Genomic DNA, 17,626 nt, shown 5'->3' with positions numbered 1-17,626 from the left:
ATTCCCATGTCCCCGCACGTACTCATCCTCGGCGGCACCACCGAGGCCCGCGCGCTGGCCGGCCTGTTGCACGACGCGGCGGCGGTCCGCGCCACGGGGCGCGGGGACACCGCCGGACCGCGGGACGCCGTCGCCCCGGGGCTCCGCGTGACGAGTTCGCTCGCCGGGCGGGTCGCGGCGCCCCGGCTGCCGGCCGGGGAGGTGCGGATCGGCGGGTTCGGCGGGCCGGAGGGGCTCGCGGGGTGGCTGCGGGAGCACGCCGTGGACGCGGTCATCGACGCCACCCATCCCTTCGCCGAGCGGATCAGTTTCAACGCGGCCGCGGCGGCCGCCACCGCCCATGTTCCCCTGCTGGCGCTGCGCCGCCCCGGCTGGGTCCCGGTCGACGGTGACGACTGGCACGAGGTGGCGTCCCTGGACGCGGCCGCGGCGGCACTGGACGGGCTCGGCGAGCGGGTCTTCCTCACCACCGGCCGCATGGGCCTGGCCGCGTTCGCGGGACGGCCCGAGTGGTTCCTGGTCCGCTCCGTCGACGCACCGGACGCACCGATGCCCGCGCGCACCGAAGTCCTCCTGGACCGGGGCCCGTTCACCCTGGACGGCGAGCGCGAACTGCTCCGCCGCCACCGGGTCGACGTCCTCGTCACCAAGGACAGCGGCGGCGCGGCGACCGCCCCCAAGCTGACCGCCGCCCGCGAGGCCGGCGTCCCGGTCGTCGTCGTCCGCCGCCCGCCGGTCCCGGAGGGTGTGACGACGGCGACGACGCCGGAGGAAGCCGCGGAGTGGGTACGGACCCGGCTGCCGGCCGGCGGCAGGGCGTAGGGACGCACCCACCGGCCCGGATCGGTCTCCGGGCCGCCCCGCGCCCCGCGCCCGACCCCCGGCCGGGGCCGTGCCGGGGCGCGTGCGGTCAGCCGTAGCGGCGGGGGGTCCAGGCGATCGTGCGGCCGTCCGCGCGTTCCGTGGTGCGGGTCTGGGAGGAGCCGATCAGCAGGAGGGTGCGCATGTCGACCTCCGCCGGGTCCAGGGTCTTCAGGGTGAGGACGCGGACCGACTGCTCGGGGCCGCCGACGTCGCGGGCCACGACGACCGGGGTGTCCGGGGAGCGGACCTCCAGGAGGAGGTCGCGGGCCGCCGCCACCTGGTGCGTGCGGGACTTGGAGCCCGGGTTGTAGATCGCCAGGACCAGGTCGGCCTCCGCTGCCGCGCGCAGCCGGCCGGCGATGACCTCCCACGGCTTGAGGCGGTCGGAGAGGGAGATCGTCGCGTAGTCGTGGCCCAGCGGCGCGCCCGCCGCGGCAGCGGCGGCGTTCGCGGCGGTCACGCCCGGGAGGACCCGTACCGGAACGTCCGCGTAGCGCTCCTCCGACGCCACCTCCAGGACCGCCGTCGCCATCGCGAAGACCCCCGGGTCGCCGCCCGACACGACGGCGACGCGCCGGCCGCGCCGCGCCAGGTCCAGGGCGAACTCGGCGCGCTCCGACTCCACCTTGTTGTCCGAGCCGTGCCGGCGCTGCGAGGCGCGGAGCACCGGGACGCGGTCCAGGTAGGTGGTGTAGCCGACCAGGTCGTCGGCGTTGAGCAGCGCGCCGCGCGACTCCGGCGTCAGCCACGGCGCGCCCGCCGGGCCGGTGCCCACCACCACGACCTCGCCCCGCTCCCGTACCGGCGGCTGCGCGTCGATGCGGGAGGGCAGCACGGCCACCGAGAAGTACGGGACCGACTCCGGGTCCACCTCGGCCAGCGGCCCGGTGCGCTCGCCCGGCATGAACGCCCGCTCCACGTACCGCGCGTCCTCCAGCCGGCCGGCCCGCTCCAGCGCCCGCTTCACGGCCGGGAAGGTCCGGCCGAGCTTCATGACCACCGCCGAGTCCGTGCCCGCGAGGCGCGCCGTCAGCTCGTCCTCCGGCAGCGTGCCGGGCACGATCGTCAGCACCTCCTCCGCCTCGCACAGCGGCTCCCCGAGCCGGGCCGCCGCGGCGCTCACGGACGTGACGCCGGGGATGACGGTCGTGTCGTAGCGGTGCGCCAGCCGCTTGTGCATGTGCTGGTACGAGCCGTAGAACAGCGGGTCGCCCTCGGCGAGGACGGCGACCGTGCGGCCCGCGTCGAGGTGCGCGGCGAGCCGCGCCGCCGCCTCCTCGTAGAAGTCGTCGAGCGCGCCCCGGTAGCCGCCCGGGTGGTCCGTCGTCTCCACGGTGAGCGGGTACATCAGCCGCTCCTCCACGTGGTCCTCGCGGATGTGCTCGGCCGCGATGGAACGCGCGATGGACCGGCCGTGCCGGGCCGAGTGGTAGGCGACGACGTCCGCCTCGGCGATGGCCTTCACGGCCGCCACCGTCATCAGGTTCGGGTCCCCGGGCCCGAGACCGACCCCGTACAGCTTTCCGGTCACTTCTGGATCTCCGCTTCGTGCGCGAGGGCGTTGAGCGCGGCCGCCGTCATGGCGCTGCCGCCGCGCCGGCCGCGGACCACCAGGTACTCCAGGCCGAGGCCGTTCGCCGCGAGCGCGTCCTTCGACTCGGCGGCGCCGATGAAGCCGACCGGGATGCCGAGGACGGCCGCCGGGCGGCCCGCGCCCTTCGCGACCATCTCCAGGAGGTGGAACAGCGCCGTCGGCGCGTTGCCGATCGCGACGACCGAGCCCTCGAGACGGTCCCGCCACAGCTCCATCGCCGCCGCCGACCGGGTCGTGCCGAGCTCCGCGGCCAGCCCCGGCACCGCCGGGTCCGACAGCGTGCACAGCACGTCGTTGTCGGCGGGCAGCCGCTTGCGGGTGACACCGCTCGCCACCATCTGCGCGTCGCACAGGATCGGCGCGCCGGCGCGCAGCGCGGCGCGGGCGGCCGAGACGACACCGGGGGAGTACGCGAGGTCCCGGACGAGGTCCGTCATGCCGCACGCGTGGATCATCCGCACGGCGACGGTGGCGACGTCGTCGGGCAGGTCCGCGAGGTCCGCCTCGGCGCGGATCGTGGCAAAGGAACGGCGGTAGATCTCCGCGCCGTCCTTCTCGTACTCGAACATCCTGTTGCTCTCGCTCATCTCGTCGTCGTGCGGGCCGTGGCCACGGCCTCGGGCAGGGAGGTACGGGGGGTCGGGGCGCCGTCCACCAGGTAGTCGCCGTCGCCGGTGGCGAGGACGTCCACCCACGTGCCGTGCGGATGGCCGCAGCGCCGCTCGCACCCGGAGAAGTGCACGGGCAGCCGGCCCGCGGGCGCGCGCGCCGCCTCCGCCCGTACGTCCGCGAGGGACTTGGCGCAGCCGGGCCGGCCGGTGCAGGCGGTGACACCGGCGCCGGGGGCGTCGGGGCGGGTGACGAGACCGCACGCCGCCAGCTCCGGGAGCCGAGCGGGGTCCGTCCGCACGACCACACCGCGCCAGGGCGTGAGCCGCACCTCGTCGGCGGGCAACAGCGCCCGCAACTGGACGGCGGTCAGCCGCCCGAGCGGCGCGAGGACGTACACGGCGCCGGTGCCGGCGGTGGTGCTGGAGTCGGTGCCGGTGTCGGCACCGGTGTCCGAGTCGGAGCTGCTGGCGCCGGTGCCCGCCCCTGCCGCAGACACCGCGTCGGCGACCGTGGCGGCACCGCCGCCTAGCGGGCCGGGTACGAGCGGGCCGGGTACGAGGGGGCCGGCGTGCGGGCCGGTGCCGTGCGGACCGGTGCCGTGCGGACGGGTGCCCCGCGGGTCGCGGTGCGGCGTCCGGGCGTCGGCCACGGGGTGCGCCGCGGCCTCCGTCATGGGGTCCGCCGTGATGCCGGCCCGCGCCAGGGCGCCGGCCAGGTCCGGTATGTGGCCCCCGGGCAGTTCCCGTACCCGCCAGGCGCCGTTGCCGGCCTCCTCGGCGGCCCGCAGGAACGCGCCGGCCGCGGCGAGCGCGGCGCGCGGCGCGTCGGCGGCGGCCACGCGGAAGGCCTGGGGGCCGAGGCGCACGAGCGCGTGCGGCCCCGCCCCACGCCCGTCGTCGTCCGCGTGCGGGTCGTCCGCTGCGACCAAGGTCACATCGCCGCCGAGCCCGGCGACATCGCCGCGGCCGTCGTCGAGCACGAAGAGGAAACGCCCGGAAAGTCCCGCGGCCCACGGCTCGCCGCACAGCAGCGCGTCCAGCTCGCGGACCCACAACTGCACGTCCGCGCAACCGAGTCCGTCCAGGCCCGCGGCCGGCGAGGCGACGATGTTGCGGACCCGCTCATGGGTGGGCGAGGGCAACAGCCCGCCCTCTTCCAGGAGCGCCGCGAGCTCACCACCACAGCCGTCCCGCAGGCCCCGCAGCTCGGCGTTCCCCCGCGAGGTGATGCTGATGCCGCCGTCCCCGAGACGCTCGGCCGCATCGGCCAGGAGCTCCACCTGACGCCCGGTCAGTCTCCCGCCGGGCAGGCGGAGTCGGGCGAGGAAGCCGTCGTCGGCGCGGTGCAGGCGCAACGCCCCCGGGCATGCGTCACCGCGGTCCCGTATGAGCGGTTCGTCCCGCCGGGACGAGGCGTGAGGGGTGGCCGGCATGGCGGCGAGCATACCCACGGGCGGAACGCCTTCCCCGTGCTGTGGACGACGCCACACCCCACGCCGGCCGCAGCCGGCGACGGCGGGAGGGCCGGGAGCGGGAGGGCCGGCCGCAGCCGGCGACGGCGGGAGGGCCGAGAACGGGAAGGCCGGGAGCGGGAGTGCCGGGAACGGGAGGGCCGGGAACCCGGGAAGTCGAAGAGGACGGCAAGCCGGCGACGGCGGGTTCGAAGGCGCCCGGCCCCGCCGCCGGCGACGACGGGTTCGAAGGCGCCCGGCCCCGCCGGTGTGACTCGGTCGACGTCACGTCTCCGCCCGTCACCGTTCCCGCACGATCTAGGATGCAGACCGGCATGGGGTCCCAGGGCCCCGGGGAGGAAGCCCGGTGAGAATCCGGCGCGGTCCCGCCACTGTGAGCCGGCTCCGGGTTTCCGGGTGGCCGGTGAGTCAGGAACTCCCGCCGTCCTACGACCACCCGGGGCGCGGACAACCCCGAGGAAGGGCCTGAGCTCGCCATGCTCCTGCTGCTGTCGCACTCCGACACCGACCTGCTCAGCGCCCGCGCGGCGAATGCCGCGGCCGCGGCGAACGCCGCCGCGGGCGGGGGCGAGGACACCACGAACCCGGTGGAGTGGCGTTACGCCAACCCCGCCCGGCTGCCCCAGGACGACCTTCCCGCGCTGCTCGACGGCGCCGGACTCGTCGTCGTCCGCCTCCTCGGCGGCGTCCGCTCCTGGCAGGAGGGCCTGGACACGGTCCTCGCCGCCGGGAAGCCGGTCGTCGTGCTCAGCGGCGAACAGGCGCCGGACGCCCAGCTGATGGGCTCCTCCACCGTCCCGGTCGGCGTCGCCACCGAGGCGCACGCGTATCTGGCGCACGGCGGCCCGGGCAACCTCGCCCAGCTCGCCCGCTTCCTGTCGGACACGGTGCTGCTGACCGGCCACGGCTTCGAGGCCCCGGCGCCCGCCCCGACCTGGGGGGCGCTGGAGCGGACCCCGAAGAGCACGGACGGCCCCACCGTCGCCGTGCTCTACTACCGCGCCCACCACATGAGCGGCAACACCGCGTTCGTCGGCGCCCTCTGCGACGCGATCGAGGAGGCGGGCGGGCAGGCCAAGGCCCTGTACGTGGCCTCCCTGCGGGCGCCCGAGCCGGAGCTGATCGAGACGCTCCGCACCGCCGACGCCGTCGTGACGACGGTGCTGGCCGCGGGCGGCACGACGCCGGCCGACGCGCAGGCCGGCGGCGACGAGGAGGCCTGGGACGCGGGCGCGCTCGCCGCGCTGGACGTGCCGGTCCTGCAGGCGCTGTGCCTGACGGGTTCCCGGTCGGCGTGGGAGGAGAACGACGAGGGCCTGTCGCCGCTGGACGCCGCGAGCCAGGTCGCGGTGCCGGAGTTCGACGGCCGGCTCATCACCGTCCCGTTCTCCTTCAAGGAGATCGACGAGGACGGCCTCCCGGCGTACGTGGCCGACGCCGAGCGCGCCGCCCGCGTCGCCGGCATCGCCGTGCGCCACGCCCGGCTCCGGCACATCCCGAACGCCCGGAAGAAACTGGCGCTGGTCCTCTCCGCGTACCCGACGAAGCACTCCCGCATCGGCAACGCGGTCGGCCTCGACACCCCGGCCTCCGCCGTCGCCCTGCTCCGCAGGCTGCGGGCGGAGGGCTACGACTTCGGGCCGGAGGAGGACATCCCGGGGCTCGTCTCGGGTGACGGCGACGAGCTGATCTACGCCCTGATCGAGGCCGGCGGCCATGACCAGGACTGGCTGACCGAGGAGCAGCTGGCCCGCAACCCGGTCCGCATCCCGGCCGCCGACTACAAGCGCTGGTACGCCGAACTCCCGCGGGAGCTGCGCGAGCAGGTCGAGGAGCACTGGGGCCCGGCGCCGGGCGAGATGTTCCTGGACCGTTCGCGGAACCCGGAGGGCGACATCGTGCTCGCGGCGCTGCGCCGCGGGAACCTGCTGGTCCTCATCCAGCCGCCGCGCGGCTTCGGCGAGAACCCGATCGCGATCTACCACGACCCGGACCTGCCGCCGTCCCACCACTACCTGGCGGCCTACCGCTGGATCGCGGCCCGCGCCGAGGACGGCGGCTTCGGCGCCGACGCCATGGTGCACCTGGGCAAGCACGGCAACCTGGAGTGGCTGCCGGGCAAGAACGCGGGCCTGTCCGCCGCGTGCGGCCCGGACGCGGCGCTCGGCGACCTGCCGCTGGTCTACCCGTTCCTCGTGAACGACCCGGGCGAGGGCACCCAGGCCAAGCGCCGGGTGCACGCCACGCTCGTCGACCACCTCGTCCCGCCGATGGCGCGCGCCGACTCGTACGGCGACATCGCGCGCCTGGAGCAGCTGCTCGACGAGTACGCGCAGATCAGCAGCATGGACCCGGCGAAGCTGCCGGCGATCCGCGCGCAGATCTGGACGCTGATCCAGGCGGCGAAGCTGGACCACGACCTGGGCATGGCGGACCGCCCGGACGACGACGGCTTCGACGACTTTCTGCTGCACGTCGACGGCTGGCTGTGCGAGGTCAAGGACGCCCAGATCCGCGACGGTCTGCACGTCCTCGGCGGCGCCCCGGCCGGCGAGGCCCGGGTCAACCTGGTCCTGTCGATCCTGCGCGCCCGCCAGATCTGGGGCGGCACGCAGGCGCTGCCCGGTCTGCGCGAGGCGCTGGGCCTCGACGAGTCGGCCGCGACCCGGACGACCGCCGACGAGGCGGAGGCGAAGGCCCGGGAGCTGGTCGAGGCGATGGAGGCGGCGGACTGGGACCCGGCCGCCGTCGCGGCCGTCGCCGCCGGGTACGGCCCGGAGGTCGCGGCCGTGCTCGACTTCGCCGCCGTCCAGGTCGTGCCCCGGCTCGCCGCCACGACGGACGAACTCGACCACGCCGTCCACGCGTTGAACGGCGGGTTCGTCCCGGCGGGCCCGTCCGGTTCGCCGCTGCGCGGTCTGGTGAACGTGCTGCCGACCGGCCGCAACTTCTACTCGGTCGACCCGAAGGCCGTGCCGTCCCGCCTCGCGTGGGAGACCGGCCAGGCGCTCGCGGACTCGCTGCTCACCCGCTACCGCGACGACAACGGCGCGTGGCCGACGTCCGTCGGCCTGTCGCTGTGGGGGACGAGCGCGATGCGCACCGCCGGCGACGACGTCGCCGAGGCGCTCGCGCTGCTCGGGGTCCGCCCGCTGTGGGACGACGCCTCGCGCCGCGTGAACGGCCTGGAGCCGATCCCGCTCGCCGAGCTGGGCCGCCCGCGCATCGACGTGACGCTGCGCATCTCCGGCTTCTTCCGGGACGCGTTCCCGCACGTCATCGGGCTTCTCGACGATGCCGTACGGCTGGTCGCGGGCCTCGAGGACGAGTCCGCCGAGGACAACCACGTGCGCGCCCACGCCCAGGCCGACCTGGCCGAGCACGGCGACGAGCGCCGCGCCACCACCCGCATCTTCGGCTCCCGCCCGGGCACGTACGGGGCGGGCCTGCTGCAGCTGATCGACTCGCGCGACTGGCGCACGGACGCCGACCTGGCCGAGGTGTACACGGTGTGGGGCGGCTACGCGTACGGCCGCGGCCTCGAAGGCCGCCCGGCGCGCGCCGAGATGGAGTCGGCGTACCGGCGGATCGCGGTCGCGGCGAAGAACACGGACACCCGCGAGCACGACATCGCCGACTCGGACGACTACTTCCAGTACCACGGCGGCATGGTGGCGACGGTGCGCGCGCTGCGCGGCACGGCGCCGGAGGCGTACATCGGCGACTCCACCCGTCCGGAGACGGTCCGCACCCGCACGCTCGTCGAGGAGACCAGCCGCGTCTTCCGCGCCCGCGTGGTCAACCCCCGCTGGATCGAGGCGATGCGCCGCCACGGCTACAAGGGCGCGTTCGAGCTGGCGGCGACGGTCGACTACCTCTTCGGCTACGACGCGACGACGGGCGTGGTCGCCGACTGGATGTACGACAAGCTGACGCAGGAGTACGTCCTCGACGCGGAGAACCAGGCCTTCCTGAAGGAGGCCAACCCGTGGGCGCTGCACGGCATCGCCGAGCGGCTCCTGGAGGCGGAGTCCCGCGGCATGTGGGAGAAGCCGGACCCGGAGACGCTGGCGGCGCTGCGGCAGGTCTTCCTGGAGACGGAGGGCGACCTGGAGGGCGGCGACGAGGACTGAGCCCGGACGGGCGTCCGGGCTCGGCCGGAGCCGGGGTGGGCGGAGGTCCGGGCACGGCCCCGGGCGGGCCGGAGCCGGGGTCGGCCGGGGTCCGGGGCCGGCCTCGGGCCCGGGTTACGATCCCGGCCGCACCTATGTGCGAATCGAGGACGTGACCAGGGGTGGGGTGGTGGGCGTGCGTGCCCGCGGAGCTGTGACGGTGTCGGTGGTGCTCGGCCTGAGCCTGGCCCTGGGAGCCTGCTCGGGCTCGGGCTCGGGTTCCGGCGACGGCAAGGACCGGAAGCCGGGCGCCACCGGCTCGGCGACGCCCACCGGCTCGCCGAGCCCGTCGGCCACGCCCCCCGGGGAACCGTCGGCGACCGGGTCCGCGAAGCCGAAGCCGTCCGGAACGCCGTCGGACCTCCGGACGCGGCCCGCCATCAGCGGCTCGCCCAAGCCGTACCCGACGGGCGGGAAGACCGGTGCGAAGACCGGCGGCAAGACCGGCGTGACGAAGCGGACGGCGTCGGAGCCGCAGAACATCTACGCGGGCCCGAACCCGCCGCCGGCCCCGCCGCGTCCGACGCCGCCCCCTTACAAGCCGCCGCCCGCGTGGCAGCCGGGCGACCCCGTGACCGTCGTCCCGGTGCCCACCTTCGACCAGCCCACGTTCACGCCGGACGCGGTGCGCTGACCGGACGCGGTGTGCCAGCCGTTCGCGGTGTGCCGGCCGTTCGCGGTGTGCCGGGGCCGCCCGTCCATGGCGTCAGTTCGAGCCGTCCGCCCCGGAATCCCGCGCGCAGCCGCCGGTCGTGGCTGACGACCACGAGGGTGCCCGGGTAGACGGCGAGGGCCGCGTCGAGCTCCTCCACCAGACCGGGCGAGAGGTGGTTGGTGGGCTCGTCGAGCAGCAGCAGGTCGACGGGCCGGCTCACCAGACGGGCGAGGTCCAGCCTGCGGCGCTGCCCGGCCGACAGGGCGCGGACCGGGGTGGCCAGGTCGCGCTCGGCGAACAGGCCGAGCGCGAGCAGCTCTTCCTCGCGTCCCTCGCCGAACGCGGCCGCCACCGTACGGGAGTCCGCGGCCGGCCCGCCGCCGCCGTCCTGTCGGAGCAGTCCGACGCGGCCCGGCTCGGGTGTGCTCACCGTGCCGCCGTCCGGGGCGAGTTCGCCCGCGAGCAGCCGCAGCAGGGTGGTCTTCCCCGCGCCGTTGGGCCCGGTGACGAGGAGTCGTCCGCCGGGCGCGAGCCGAAGGGCGTCGAGCCGGAGGCGGCCCGCGACCCGTACGTCCGCGAGGTCGACCGCGGCGGCCCCGCCCTCGAACCGGGCGGTGAACCGCAGCGGTTCCGGGGGCTTCGGCGCCGGGTGCTCGGCGAGTTCCCGGAGCCGGGTGCGGGCGGCCCGGATGCGGCTCATGGCGCCGTGCGCCCGTGACCGGGCCCGGAAGGCGCCCGCGCCGCTGAACGCGGCGGGAGCCTTGCGCGGGATGTGCGAGAAGCGGTCGATGGCGCCGTCGGCGAGGGCCGTGTGGCGGGCGGTCTCGGTGCGCCACTCCGCGTACTCCCGCTCGCGGCGGGCCCGGTCGGCGGCCCGGCCGGCCAGGTAGCCGCCGTAGCCGTTGCCGTACCGCCGTACCGTCCGGGTCTCGTGGTCCACCTCCAGGATGGCGGTGGTGACCCGGTCGAGGAACGCGCGGTCGTGGGTGACGACGACGACCGTGCCGCGATGGCCGCGCAGCCGCTCCTCGAGCCAGGACACGGCCTCGTCGTCGAGGTCGTTGGTCGGCTCGTCGAGCAGCAGCAGTTCGGGTTCGGCGGCGAGGACCGCCGCGAGCGCGAGCCGCCGCCGGCGTCCGCCGGAGAGGGTGTCGAGGGCCTGGTCGCGGTCGAGCGGCGCCCGCTCGCCGAGCCGCCGCAGCACGGTCGCCACCCGCCGGTCGGCGTCGGCGCCGCCACGGGCCTCGTAGGCGGCGAGCAGTTCGGCGTACGCGTCGAGGCCGGGGTGTGAGGCCTGGCGGACGCGGCCGGTGCCGGCGACGGGCTCGCCGGCGGAGCCGAGCGCCGTCTCCGCCTCCCGGATGCGCCGTTCCCACTCCCTTACGTCGGCGAGGGCCTGGTCGACGGCGTCCCCGACGGTCGCCGTGCCGGGCAGGTCCAGGGTCTGGGCGAGGTGCCCGAGGCCGCCGGGGGCCTCGACGGCGACCGTGCCGTTGTCGGGGGCCTCCTGCCCGGCGAGCAGTCGCAGGAGGGTGGACTTGCCGGAACCGTTGTCGCCGACGACGCCGAGCCGTTCGCCGGCGCGGACGGTCAGGGCGACCCGGTCGAGGACGGTCCGGTCTTCGTGGCGCCTGGTGACGTCGGTGAGTTGGACACGGAACAGGGTGGCCTCCGGGAGGGAGAAGGGAGCGGGGCGAGTCGAGCGGTGAGGTTGCGAGCCGAGACGTATCGTCTCGCGTTCGCCACTCACCGTACGCCGCCCCGTCGGTGCTCGCAAGACGCTTCGTCTCGCGAGAATCTCTCTCGGGTGCGGGATTGTTCTAGTAGAGTGCAAACAACTAGAACCGAGGGAGGTCCTGGTCCCGTGAACCGTCTCCGCATCCGGCCCCGTCCGCGTCCCCGTCGCCGCTTCCGTCCCCGCCTCCACGTCCGTGCGCTCGCCGCCGCGCCGTTCGTCCTCGCGCTCGGCGTCCACCTGCTCCTCCTCGCCCTCTGGTACGACCGGCTCCCGGACCCGCTGGCCACGCACTTCGCCGCCGGGAACGGCGGCAGGGCCGACGGCTTCACCCCGCTCGCGGGCTTCGCCGCCCTCGGCTCCGGGCTGCTCGTGGCCCTCGGGGCGGGATGGACCCTGTTCGCCCGCCGCGCCGTGCTCTGGGGCGCCTGGGCCACCGCGGGATTCGCGGGCGGACTGCTCGGCCTCGTCCTGCGCGACAACCTCGACGCCACCGACCCGGCCGACGTCACCGTGCCGCTCGCCACCTTCACCGTCGTGGCGGGCATCGCGGCGCTCGCCGCCCTGGCCGGCCGCGCGCTCACCGGCCTCGTGCCGCCGGAGCCGGCGGTCTCGGCCGCCTCGGACGGCCCCGACGGCGGGTCGCGGGTGCCTCGGCTCGAACTCGGTGCGGGCGAGGTCGCCGGCTGGTCCCGCGCGACCGGCTCGCGCGGGATGACGGCGCTCTCCGCGGTGTTCGTGCTGGCGGGGGCGGTCGCGCCGGTCCTCGCGGTGCTGGTGGAGCCCTGGCCGTACGCCCTGATCGCCCTCGTCGGCCTGGCGGTCGGCGTGCCGGGCCTCGCGCTGTCCCGGGTCCGGGTCGCCGTGGACCGCCGCGGCCTGACGGTCACGCCCGCCGTGCTGCACCGCCCGCGCATCCGGATCCCGCTCGACGACATCGTCTCCGCGACGGTCCGGGAGGTCGACGGCTTCGCCGAGTTCGGCGGCTGGGGCTACCGCACCCGCCCCCACCGCTCGGCCCTCCTCTTCCGCTCGGGCGAGGCCCTGTCCGTACGCCGCGCCAACGGCTTCGAGTTCCTGGTCACCGTCCCTGACGGGGAGACGGCGGCGGCGCTGCTGAACACGCTGGCGGCGAGGGCGAAGGAGGTTCAGAGGGAGAGCCGGAGCGACAGGGAGACGGAGAGGGAGACGGAGAGGGAGACGGAGAGGGAGAAGGAGGCAGGCCCCGGGGCCTCCAGCGCGCCCGGCGTTCCCGGTGAGAGGATCTGACCGTGCTCTTCCGGGTCGACCCCGCCTCCTCCGTCCCGCTCGGCGACCAGATCGCCGCCTGCGTGCGCGGCGCCCTCGCCGACGGCACCGCCGCTCCCGGCGAGCGGCTGCCCCCGGCGCGCGAACTCGCGGAATCGCTCGGCGTCAACGTCCATACCGTGCTGCGCGGTTATCAGCGGCTGCGCGAGGAGGGTCTGATCGAGCTGAGGCGGGGGCGCGGCGCCGTGATCGTGCCCGGCGCGCAGGCGCCCGACCGGGCCCAGTTGGTGGAGCGGCTGCACGCCCTGGTGGCCGAGGCACGCCGACTGGGCCTGACGGACGAGGAGTTCCTGGATCTGGCCCGCGCGGGCCTCGGCTGACGGCAGCCGCCGCCAGGGCGCCCGCCGCCCCCGGCCGGCTACGCCACCGCCGCCGTCCTTCGCGGTTCCGGTCCGGTCACCGCAGCGGCGCCCCGAGCCGCAGGTTCCAGCGGCCGGACCGCCCGGACAGTTCCACGCACTGCAGCGGGCGTACGTCCAGCCGCCAGAAGACCTCCTCAGGGGCGCCCAGCGCGTGGGCGACCGCCGCGCGGATCACGTCGGGTTCGGCGAACACCAGGACGCGGCCGGGCTCCAGGCCCGCCACCCAGGCGCCGACCCGGGCCCGCAGCTCCCGCAGCGACTCGCCGCCGTGCGGCGCGGCGGCCGGGTCGGACAGCCACGCGGCCGTCGACTCCGCGTCCTCGGCGGCGATTTCGGCGAGGGTCCGGCCCTGCCACCGTCCCATCGCACACCCGGCGAGCGCCTCCTCGGCCGGGACGTCCGGCAGGCCCAGCGCCTCGGCGGTCGCCCGGCACCGCCCGGACGGCGAGCGGAGCACCAGGGTGCCCGCCGACACCGCCAACGGCCCCCGGCCCACGGGCTCCACCGGCCCCGAGTCGTCGAACCTGGCCTCGCGCAGGGCGGTGTTCACGGCGGGAGCGACGAGGGAGAGCCGTACGGTCGTGGCCGAGGCGGCGCCGGACGGGACGGACCCGGTGGGTGCCGTGGGTGAGGCGGACCCGGCGGATGCCATGGGCGTCACGGGCTCGGCGGGTGCCATGGGTGATACATCCCTCAATTCATCGGGCGCCGCTCCCCGCGCCCTTGGCGCGGAGTGTCCGGCGCGGTACGGTCAGTCGACATTTCCACAGAACGACGACGGCGAGACGGAAGCCCGGTGCAAGTCCGGCACGGTCGCGCCACTGTGAGCCGCCCCCAGCCCGCGGGGCGGCGAGTCAGACCCGACGACCGTCGTCGCGCACCACCGTATGGGACGCGCGTTCCCGAGGAGGTTCCACCATGGCCGAGGCCATTGCGTCGCCCGCCGTCACGTCCACCCCGTCCGTCGCCCCGGTCTCCCTGCCGGTCCGCGCGGTGCTCCCGTGGGCGGCGTTCATCGGCATCCTGGCGCTCGTCGCCCTCTACTTCGTCGGTGCCGAGCAGGGTGCCACCTCCCTGATCGCGGGCAGCGACGTGCACGAGTGGGTGCACGACGGTCGCCACCTGCTCGGTTTCCCCTGCCACTGAGGGGTCACCGCACCATGTCTGCTCCCACCGCTCCAAGCGCTCCCACGGGTTCGCTCGTGGGAAAGCTCCTGGTCCGCGGCATGCTCGCGGGCCTGATCGCCGGACTGTTCGCCTTCGCCGTCGCCTACGTCGCCGGTGAGCCGTCCGTCAACGCCTCGATCGCCGTCGAGGAGGCCGCCGCCAAGGCCGAACAGGCCACCGCGCACGACCACGGCGGGGGCCACGGCGCCGCCGAGGAGCCCGCCGAGGAGGAGGAGATCGTCAGCCGGGACATGCAGTCCACGGCGGGTCTCGCCACCGGTGTGCTCGTCTACGGCGTCGCGCTCGGCGGCATCGCGTCCCTGGCGTTCTGCTTCGTCCTCGGACGGGTGGGCCGGTTCACCCCGAAGGCCACCGCGGCGCTCGTCGCGACGGCGGCCTTCACCACGGTCTACCTGGTGCCGTTCCTGAAGTACCCGGCGACCCCGCCGGCCGTCGGCAACCCGGACACCATCGGGAAGCGCACCACGCTCTTCTTCCTGATGATCCTGCTGAGCGTGCTGCTCGGCATCGCCGCGGTCATCGCGGGCCGCAGGCTCGCCCCGCGCCTCGGCAACGGGAACGCGACCGTGGTCGCGGGCGCCGGCTTCGTCGCCGCGGTCGTGATCGCCTGCGCGGTCCTGCCCGCCAACGACGACGCCGTGAAGCCCGATTTCCCGGCCGCCGTGCTGTGGGACTTCAGGCTCGCCACCCTGGGCATCCAGGCCGTCCTGTGGGCGGTCTTCGGACTCGCCTTCGGTCTGCTCGCGCAGCGACTGCTCGCACCGGGACCCGCCGCGGCGCAGGCGGTCCGAGCGGCGACCCCGGCCGCCTGATCGCCCGCACCCCACGACCCCTGGCGCCCGGCTCCCGGCGCGCCAAGCGATCGGCCCCGCACCCGACGTGAGGTGCGGGGCCGATCGCGTGCTCCTGGGAGCGCTGTCGTCGTACGGGCGAGCCGTCGCAGTACGGGCGAGCCGTCGTACGGGCGAAAACCCGGGCCCCGTACGGGCGTCGGCCCGGCTCCCGTACGACCGCCGGCCCGGCTCCCGTACGACCGTCAGCCCAGCTCCCGTACGGGCGCGCCCGCCAGCCATGCCTCGATGTCCTCGACGGCCTGGCCGAAGTAGCGGGCGTAGTTGGCCTCGGTGACGTACCCGAGATGCGGCAGCGCGAGCACGTTCGGCAGGGTGCGCAGCGGGTCGTCGGCGGGCAGCGGCTCGGTGCCGTACACGTCGAGGCCCGCCCCCGCGATCCGTCCCTCGCGCAGCGCCCGCAGCAGCGCGGCACCGTCCACCAGCCCCGCGCGCGAGGTGTTGACCAGGTACGCGTGCGGGCGCATCGCCGCGAGCTCCGGTTCGCCGATCAGCCCGCGGGTGCGGTCGGAGAGCACCAGGTGCAGCGAGACGACGTCGGCGGCGCCGAGCAGCTCGTGGAGGCCGCCGGCGCGCCGCACGCCGTGCTCGGCGGCCCGCTCGTCGGTGAGGTGGGGGCTCCAGGCGACCACGTCCATGCCGAAGGCGAGGCCGATCCGCGCCACCCGGCCGCCGATCTTGCCGAGACCGACGAGGCCGAGGACCCGGCCCGCGAGGTCGAGGCCGACCGTGGACTGCCACGGCCCGCCCTCGCGCATCGCCCGGTGCTCCGTGTGCACCTGCCGGGCCAGGCCCAGGATCAGCGCCCAGGTCAGCTCGGTGGGCGGTTCGGAGGCGCTGGCCGTACCGCAGACGACGACGCCGCGGGCGCGGGCGGCGGCGACGTCGATCGAGGCGTTGCGCATGCCGGAGGTGACGATCAGCCGCAGCCGGGGGAGGCGGGCGAGGAGGTCGGCGTCGAGCGGGGTCCGCTCGCGCATCACCACGAGGATCTCGCAGTCCTCGACGGCGGCGACGAGGGCGTCCCGGTCGGTGAGGTGCTCCCGTAGGACGCGCACGTCGACCCGGCCGTCGAGCGGGCTCCAGTCGGCGGAGGAGAGGGCGACGCCCTGGTAGTCGTCGAGGATGGCGCAACGCGGCTTCATACAGCGCATGATCGCGCACGACGGCGCGGGGCGGGGAGGGGGGGACGAGGGGACGGGGGTGCGGGCTCCGGAGCGCGCAGTACGCGGGGCGCCCCACGCGTACGGCCCGAGCGGCCGCCCAGCCCGTACAGCCCGTACAGCCCATCCGGACGTGCGCTCGCGCCGGCCGGCGGCAGAAATGGAAGGCAGGCACCCGACCCTCCAGGAGCGCTCATGAGCAGCCAGCAGGAACCACCCGCGGAGGGCGGGAAGCCGGCGAGACCGGCGGGAGGGCCGGCGGACGGCCCCGCACGGGACCCGGCGGAGACCCCGGCGGACGGCCCGGACCCGACTCACGGCCCCGACCCGACTCGCGGCCCGGACCCGACTGGCGGCCCGGCGGGCGGCTCCTCGGCGGTCAGGTGGGCGCGGCGCGTCTCCTCGGCGGTCCTCCTGGTCCTCACCTGCATCCTGGTGCCGGTCGCGCTGCTCACCGTATGGGTGCACGACATCGCCCTGGACACCGATCGGTACGTGCAGACGGTCGCCCCGCTGGCGAGCGATCCGGACATCGAGGCGGCGGCCGTCGCCCGCATCACCCACGCGGCCGACGTACGCGTCGACGGCGGCCAGGTCATGGCGGACGTCTCCGACTGGCTGAAGAAGGAAGGCCTGCCGCCGCGGGCCGCGGACGCGGTGCGGAAACTCGGTCCGCAGCTCGATTCGGCCGTCGACGGAGCCGTCCGGAAGATCGCCACGCGCTTCGTCGAGAGCGACCGCTTCGAGAAGGTCTGGACGACCGCCAACCGGGCCGCCCACAACGCCGTCGTGCACGCGCTGACCGGACAGGGGCGCGGCGCGGTCGGCGTGGACGGGGGCACGGTCACCCTGGACATCGGCGAGGCCGTCGACCGCGTCAAGGAAGACCTGGTGAACGCGGGCGTGGGGCCGGCCGACAAGATCCCCGACGTCGACAAGCAGATGGTGCTGTTCCAGTCCGACCAGCTCGGCAAGGTCCGCGGCCTGGCGCACGCGCTGGACGTCGTGGGCAACTGGTTCCCGGTGATCGTCGTCGCCATCGGCGCCGCCGGCGTCCTGCTGGCCCACCGACGGCGGCGCGCGCTGGCCCGTACGGCGCTGGGGGCGGCGTTCGCCTGCCTGGTCGTCGTCATCGGCCTGGTCGTGGCACGCCGCTACTACCTCGACCACCTGCCGTCGCAGGTCCAGTCGAAGGCCGCCGCGGCGTCCGTGTTCGACACGCTGCTGCACTTCCTGCGCGTCGCGCTGCGCACGGCGATCGTCCTGGGCCTCGTCGTCGCCCTCGGCGCGTATCTGATCGGCCCCGGCCGGCTGCCCGTGGCGGTACGGGGAGCGGCCGAGCGCACCGCGGACTCGGCGGCGGCCTGGGGATACGCCCACCACGTGCGGACCGGCCGGGCGGGCGTCTGGACGGAGACGAACCGGCGGTGGATCACGCTCGGCGCCCTGCTGGTCGTGGTGCTGCTCTTCGCGCTCTGGAACCACCCCACGGCCCTCACCATCCTGCTCCTGGTACTGATCCTGCTGGCCGTCCTCGCGGTGATCGCCCTCCTGGCGGCGACCGGCCGCGCCACGACCGACGCCGAGCGCCCGGCGCGCCACGTCGCAGGGAGCGGGCCGCCCCCGACACCGCCCGAGGGGGCGGTCTGAG

14 protein-coding genes and 1 riboswitch are annotated in these 17,626 nt (G+C 75.7%); of the genes, 8 read left to right on the top strand and 6 right to left on the bottom strand.

All coding sequences use genetic code 11. The annotated features are described in order from the left end of the window. The first annotated feature begins 6 nt into the window (after positions 1–6). Positions 7–822 carry a cobalt-precorrin-6A reductase gene (locus ESG85_RS28640; RefSeq protein ID WP_128984076.1) on the top strand — a complete coding sequence of 272 codons (816 nt, stop codon included), beginning with the start codon at positions 7–9 and terminating at the stop codon, positions 820–822. Between the two features lie 88 nt (positions 823–910). Here the strand turns inward: ESG85_RS28640 and ESG85_RS28635 are convergent, their stop codons facing one another. Genes ESG85_RS28635 through ESG85_RS28625 form a run of 3 tightly spaced genes read right to left on the bottom strand, consistent with a single transcriptional unit; the run spans position 911 to position 4,502 of the window. Further along, the gene (locus tag ESG85_RS28635; protein WP_128984075.1) at positions 911–2,395 is read right to left on the bottom strand and encodes a precorrin-2 C(20)-methyltransferase; all 1,485 of its coding nucleotides are present in this window, start codon (positions 2,393–2,395) and stop codon (positions 911–913) included. Next, the gene (locus tag ESG85_RS28630; protein WP_128984074.1) at positions 2,392–3,045 is read right to left on the bottom strand and encodes a precorrin-8X methylmutase; all 654 of its coding nucleotides are present in this window, start codon (positions 3,043–3,045) and stop codon (positions 2,392–2,394) included. The genes ESG85_RS28635 and ESG85_RS28630 overlap by 4 nt, the downstream gene beginning before the upstream one ends. Continuing rightward, positions 3,042–4,502 (bottom strand): cobalamin biosynthesis protein CobG, encoded by a 1,461-nt coding sequence (locus ESG85_RS28625; protein WP_246095345.1) that lies wholly within the window; start codon positions 4,500–4,502, stop codon positions 3,042–3,044. The genes ESG85_RS28630 and ESG85_RS28625 overlap by 4 nt, the downstream gene beginning before the upstream one ends. A gap of 332 nt (positions 4,503–4,834) precedes the next feature. After that, a riboswitch (cobalamin riboswitch) is annotated at positions 4,835–4,981 on the top strand. Positions 4,982–5,017: 36 nt separating this feature from the next. Between ESG85_RS28625 and cobN the strand changes: the two genes are divergently transcribed. Further along, on the top strand, positions 5,018–8,674 hold the full coding sequence (gene cobN / locus ESG85_RS28620; RefSeq protein ID WP_128984073.1) for a cobaltochelatase subunit CobN: 3,657 nt from the start codon (positions 5,018–5,020) through the stop codon (positions 8,672–8,674). A 175-nt stretch (positions 8,675–8,849) separates the two neighbouring features. Beyond that, complete coding sequence (locus tag ESG85_RS28615; RefSeq protein ID WP_128984072.1) at positions 8,850–9,347, top strand: hypothetical protein; 498 nt, start codon at positions 8,850–8,852, stop codon at positions 9,345–9,347. Here ESG85_RS28615 and ESG85_RS28610 read toward each other — a convergent pair. Further along, positions 9,325–11,031: an ABC-F family ATP-binding cassette domain-containing protein gene (locus ESG85_RS28610; RefSeq protein ID WP_128984098.1), complete on the bottom strand. Its 1,707-nt coding sequence runs from the start codon at positions 11,029–11,031 to the stop codon at positions 9,325–9,327. The two genes, ESG85_RS28615 and ESG85_RS28610, sit on opposite strands and share 23 nt — an antisense overlap. Positions 11,032–11,232: 201 nt before the next feature. Between ESG85_RS28610 and ESG85_RS28605 the strand changes: the two genes are divergently transcribed. Further along, positions 11,233–12,372: a hypothetical protein gene (locus ESG85_RS28605; RefSeq protein ID WP_128984071.1), complete on the top strand. Its 1,140-nt coding sequence runs from the start codon at positions 11,233–11,235 to the stop codon at positions 12,370–12,372. Positions 12,373–12,374: 2 nt separating this feature from the next. Then, positions 12,375–12,731: a GntR family transcriptional regulator gene (locus ESG85_RS28600; RefSeq protein WP_128984070.1), complete on the top strand. Its 357-nt coding sequence runs from the start codon at positions 12,375–12,377 to the stop codon at positions 12,729–12,731. 76 nt (positions 12,732–12,807) lie between these two features. Here the strand turns inward: ESG85_RS28600 and ESG85_RS28595 are convergent, their stop codons facing one another. Further along, entirely contained in the window at positions 12,808–13,452 is a 645-nt protein-coding gene (locus ESG85_RS28595) for a histidine phosphatase family protein (protein ID WP_246095344.1), read from the bottom strand. 239 nt (positions 13,453–13,691) lie between these two features. On the opposite strand from ESG85_RS28595, the gene ESG85_RS28590 reads away from it, so the two are divergent. Next, positions 13,692–13,919, top strand: coding sequence for a CbtB domain-containing protein (locus ESG85_RS28590; RefSeq protein WP_128984069.1), 228 nt, complete (start codon positions 13,692–13,694; stop codon positions 13,917–13,919). Between the two features lie 14 nt (positions 13,920–13,933). Next, positions 13,934–14,773, top strand: coding sequence for a CbtA family protein (locus tag ESG85_RS28585; RefSeq protein WP_128984068.1), 840 nt, complete (start codon positions 13,934–13,936; stop codon positions 14,771–14,773). A 224-nt stretch (positions 14,774–14,997) separates the two neighbouring features. Here ESG85_RS28585 and ESG85_RS28580 read toward each other — a convergent pair whose 3' ends face one another. Beyond that, positions 14,998–15,957: a D-2-hydroxyacid dehydrogenase family protein gene (locus ESG85_RS28580; RefSeq protein ID WP_181019141.1), complete on the bottom strand. Its 960-nt coding sequence runs from the start codon at positions 15,955–15,957 to the stop codon at positions 14,998–15,000. A 213-nt stretch (positions 15,958–16,170) separates the two neighbouring features. Between ESG85_RS28580 and ESG85_RS28575 the strand changes: the two genes are divergently transcribed. After that, complete coding sequence (locus ESG85_RS28575) at positions 16,171–17,625, top strand: hypothetical protein (RefSeq protein WP_246095343.1); 1,455 nt, start codon at positions 16,171–16,173, stop codon at positions 17,623–17,625. Position 17,626: the final 1 nt, after the last annotated feature.

The sequence above is a fragment of the Streptomyces roseicoloratus genome (assembly GCF_004117935.1).
Lineage (GTDB): Bacteria > Actinomycetota > Actinomycetes > Streptomycetales > Streptomycetaceae > Streptomyces > Streptomyces roseicoloratus.
The sequence above is the reverse complement of the archived record's forward strand: the minus strand, read 5'-3'. Positions and strand labels throughout refer to the sequence as shown.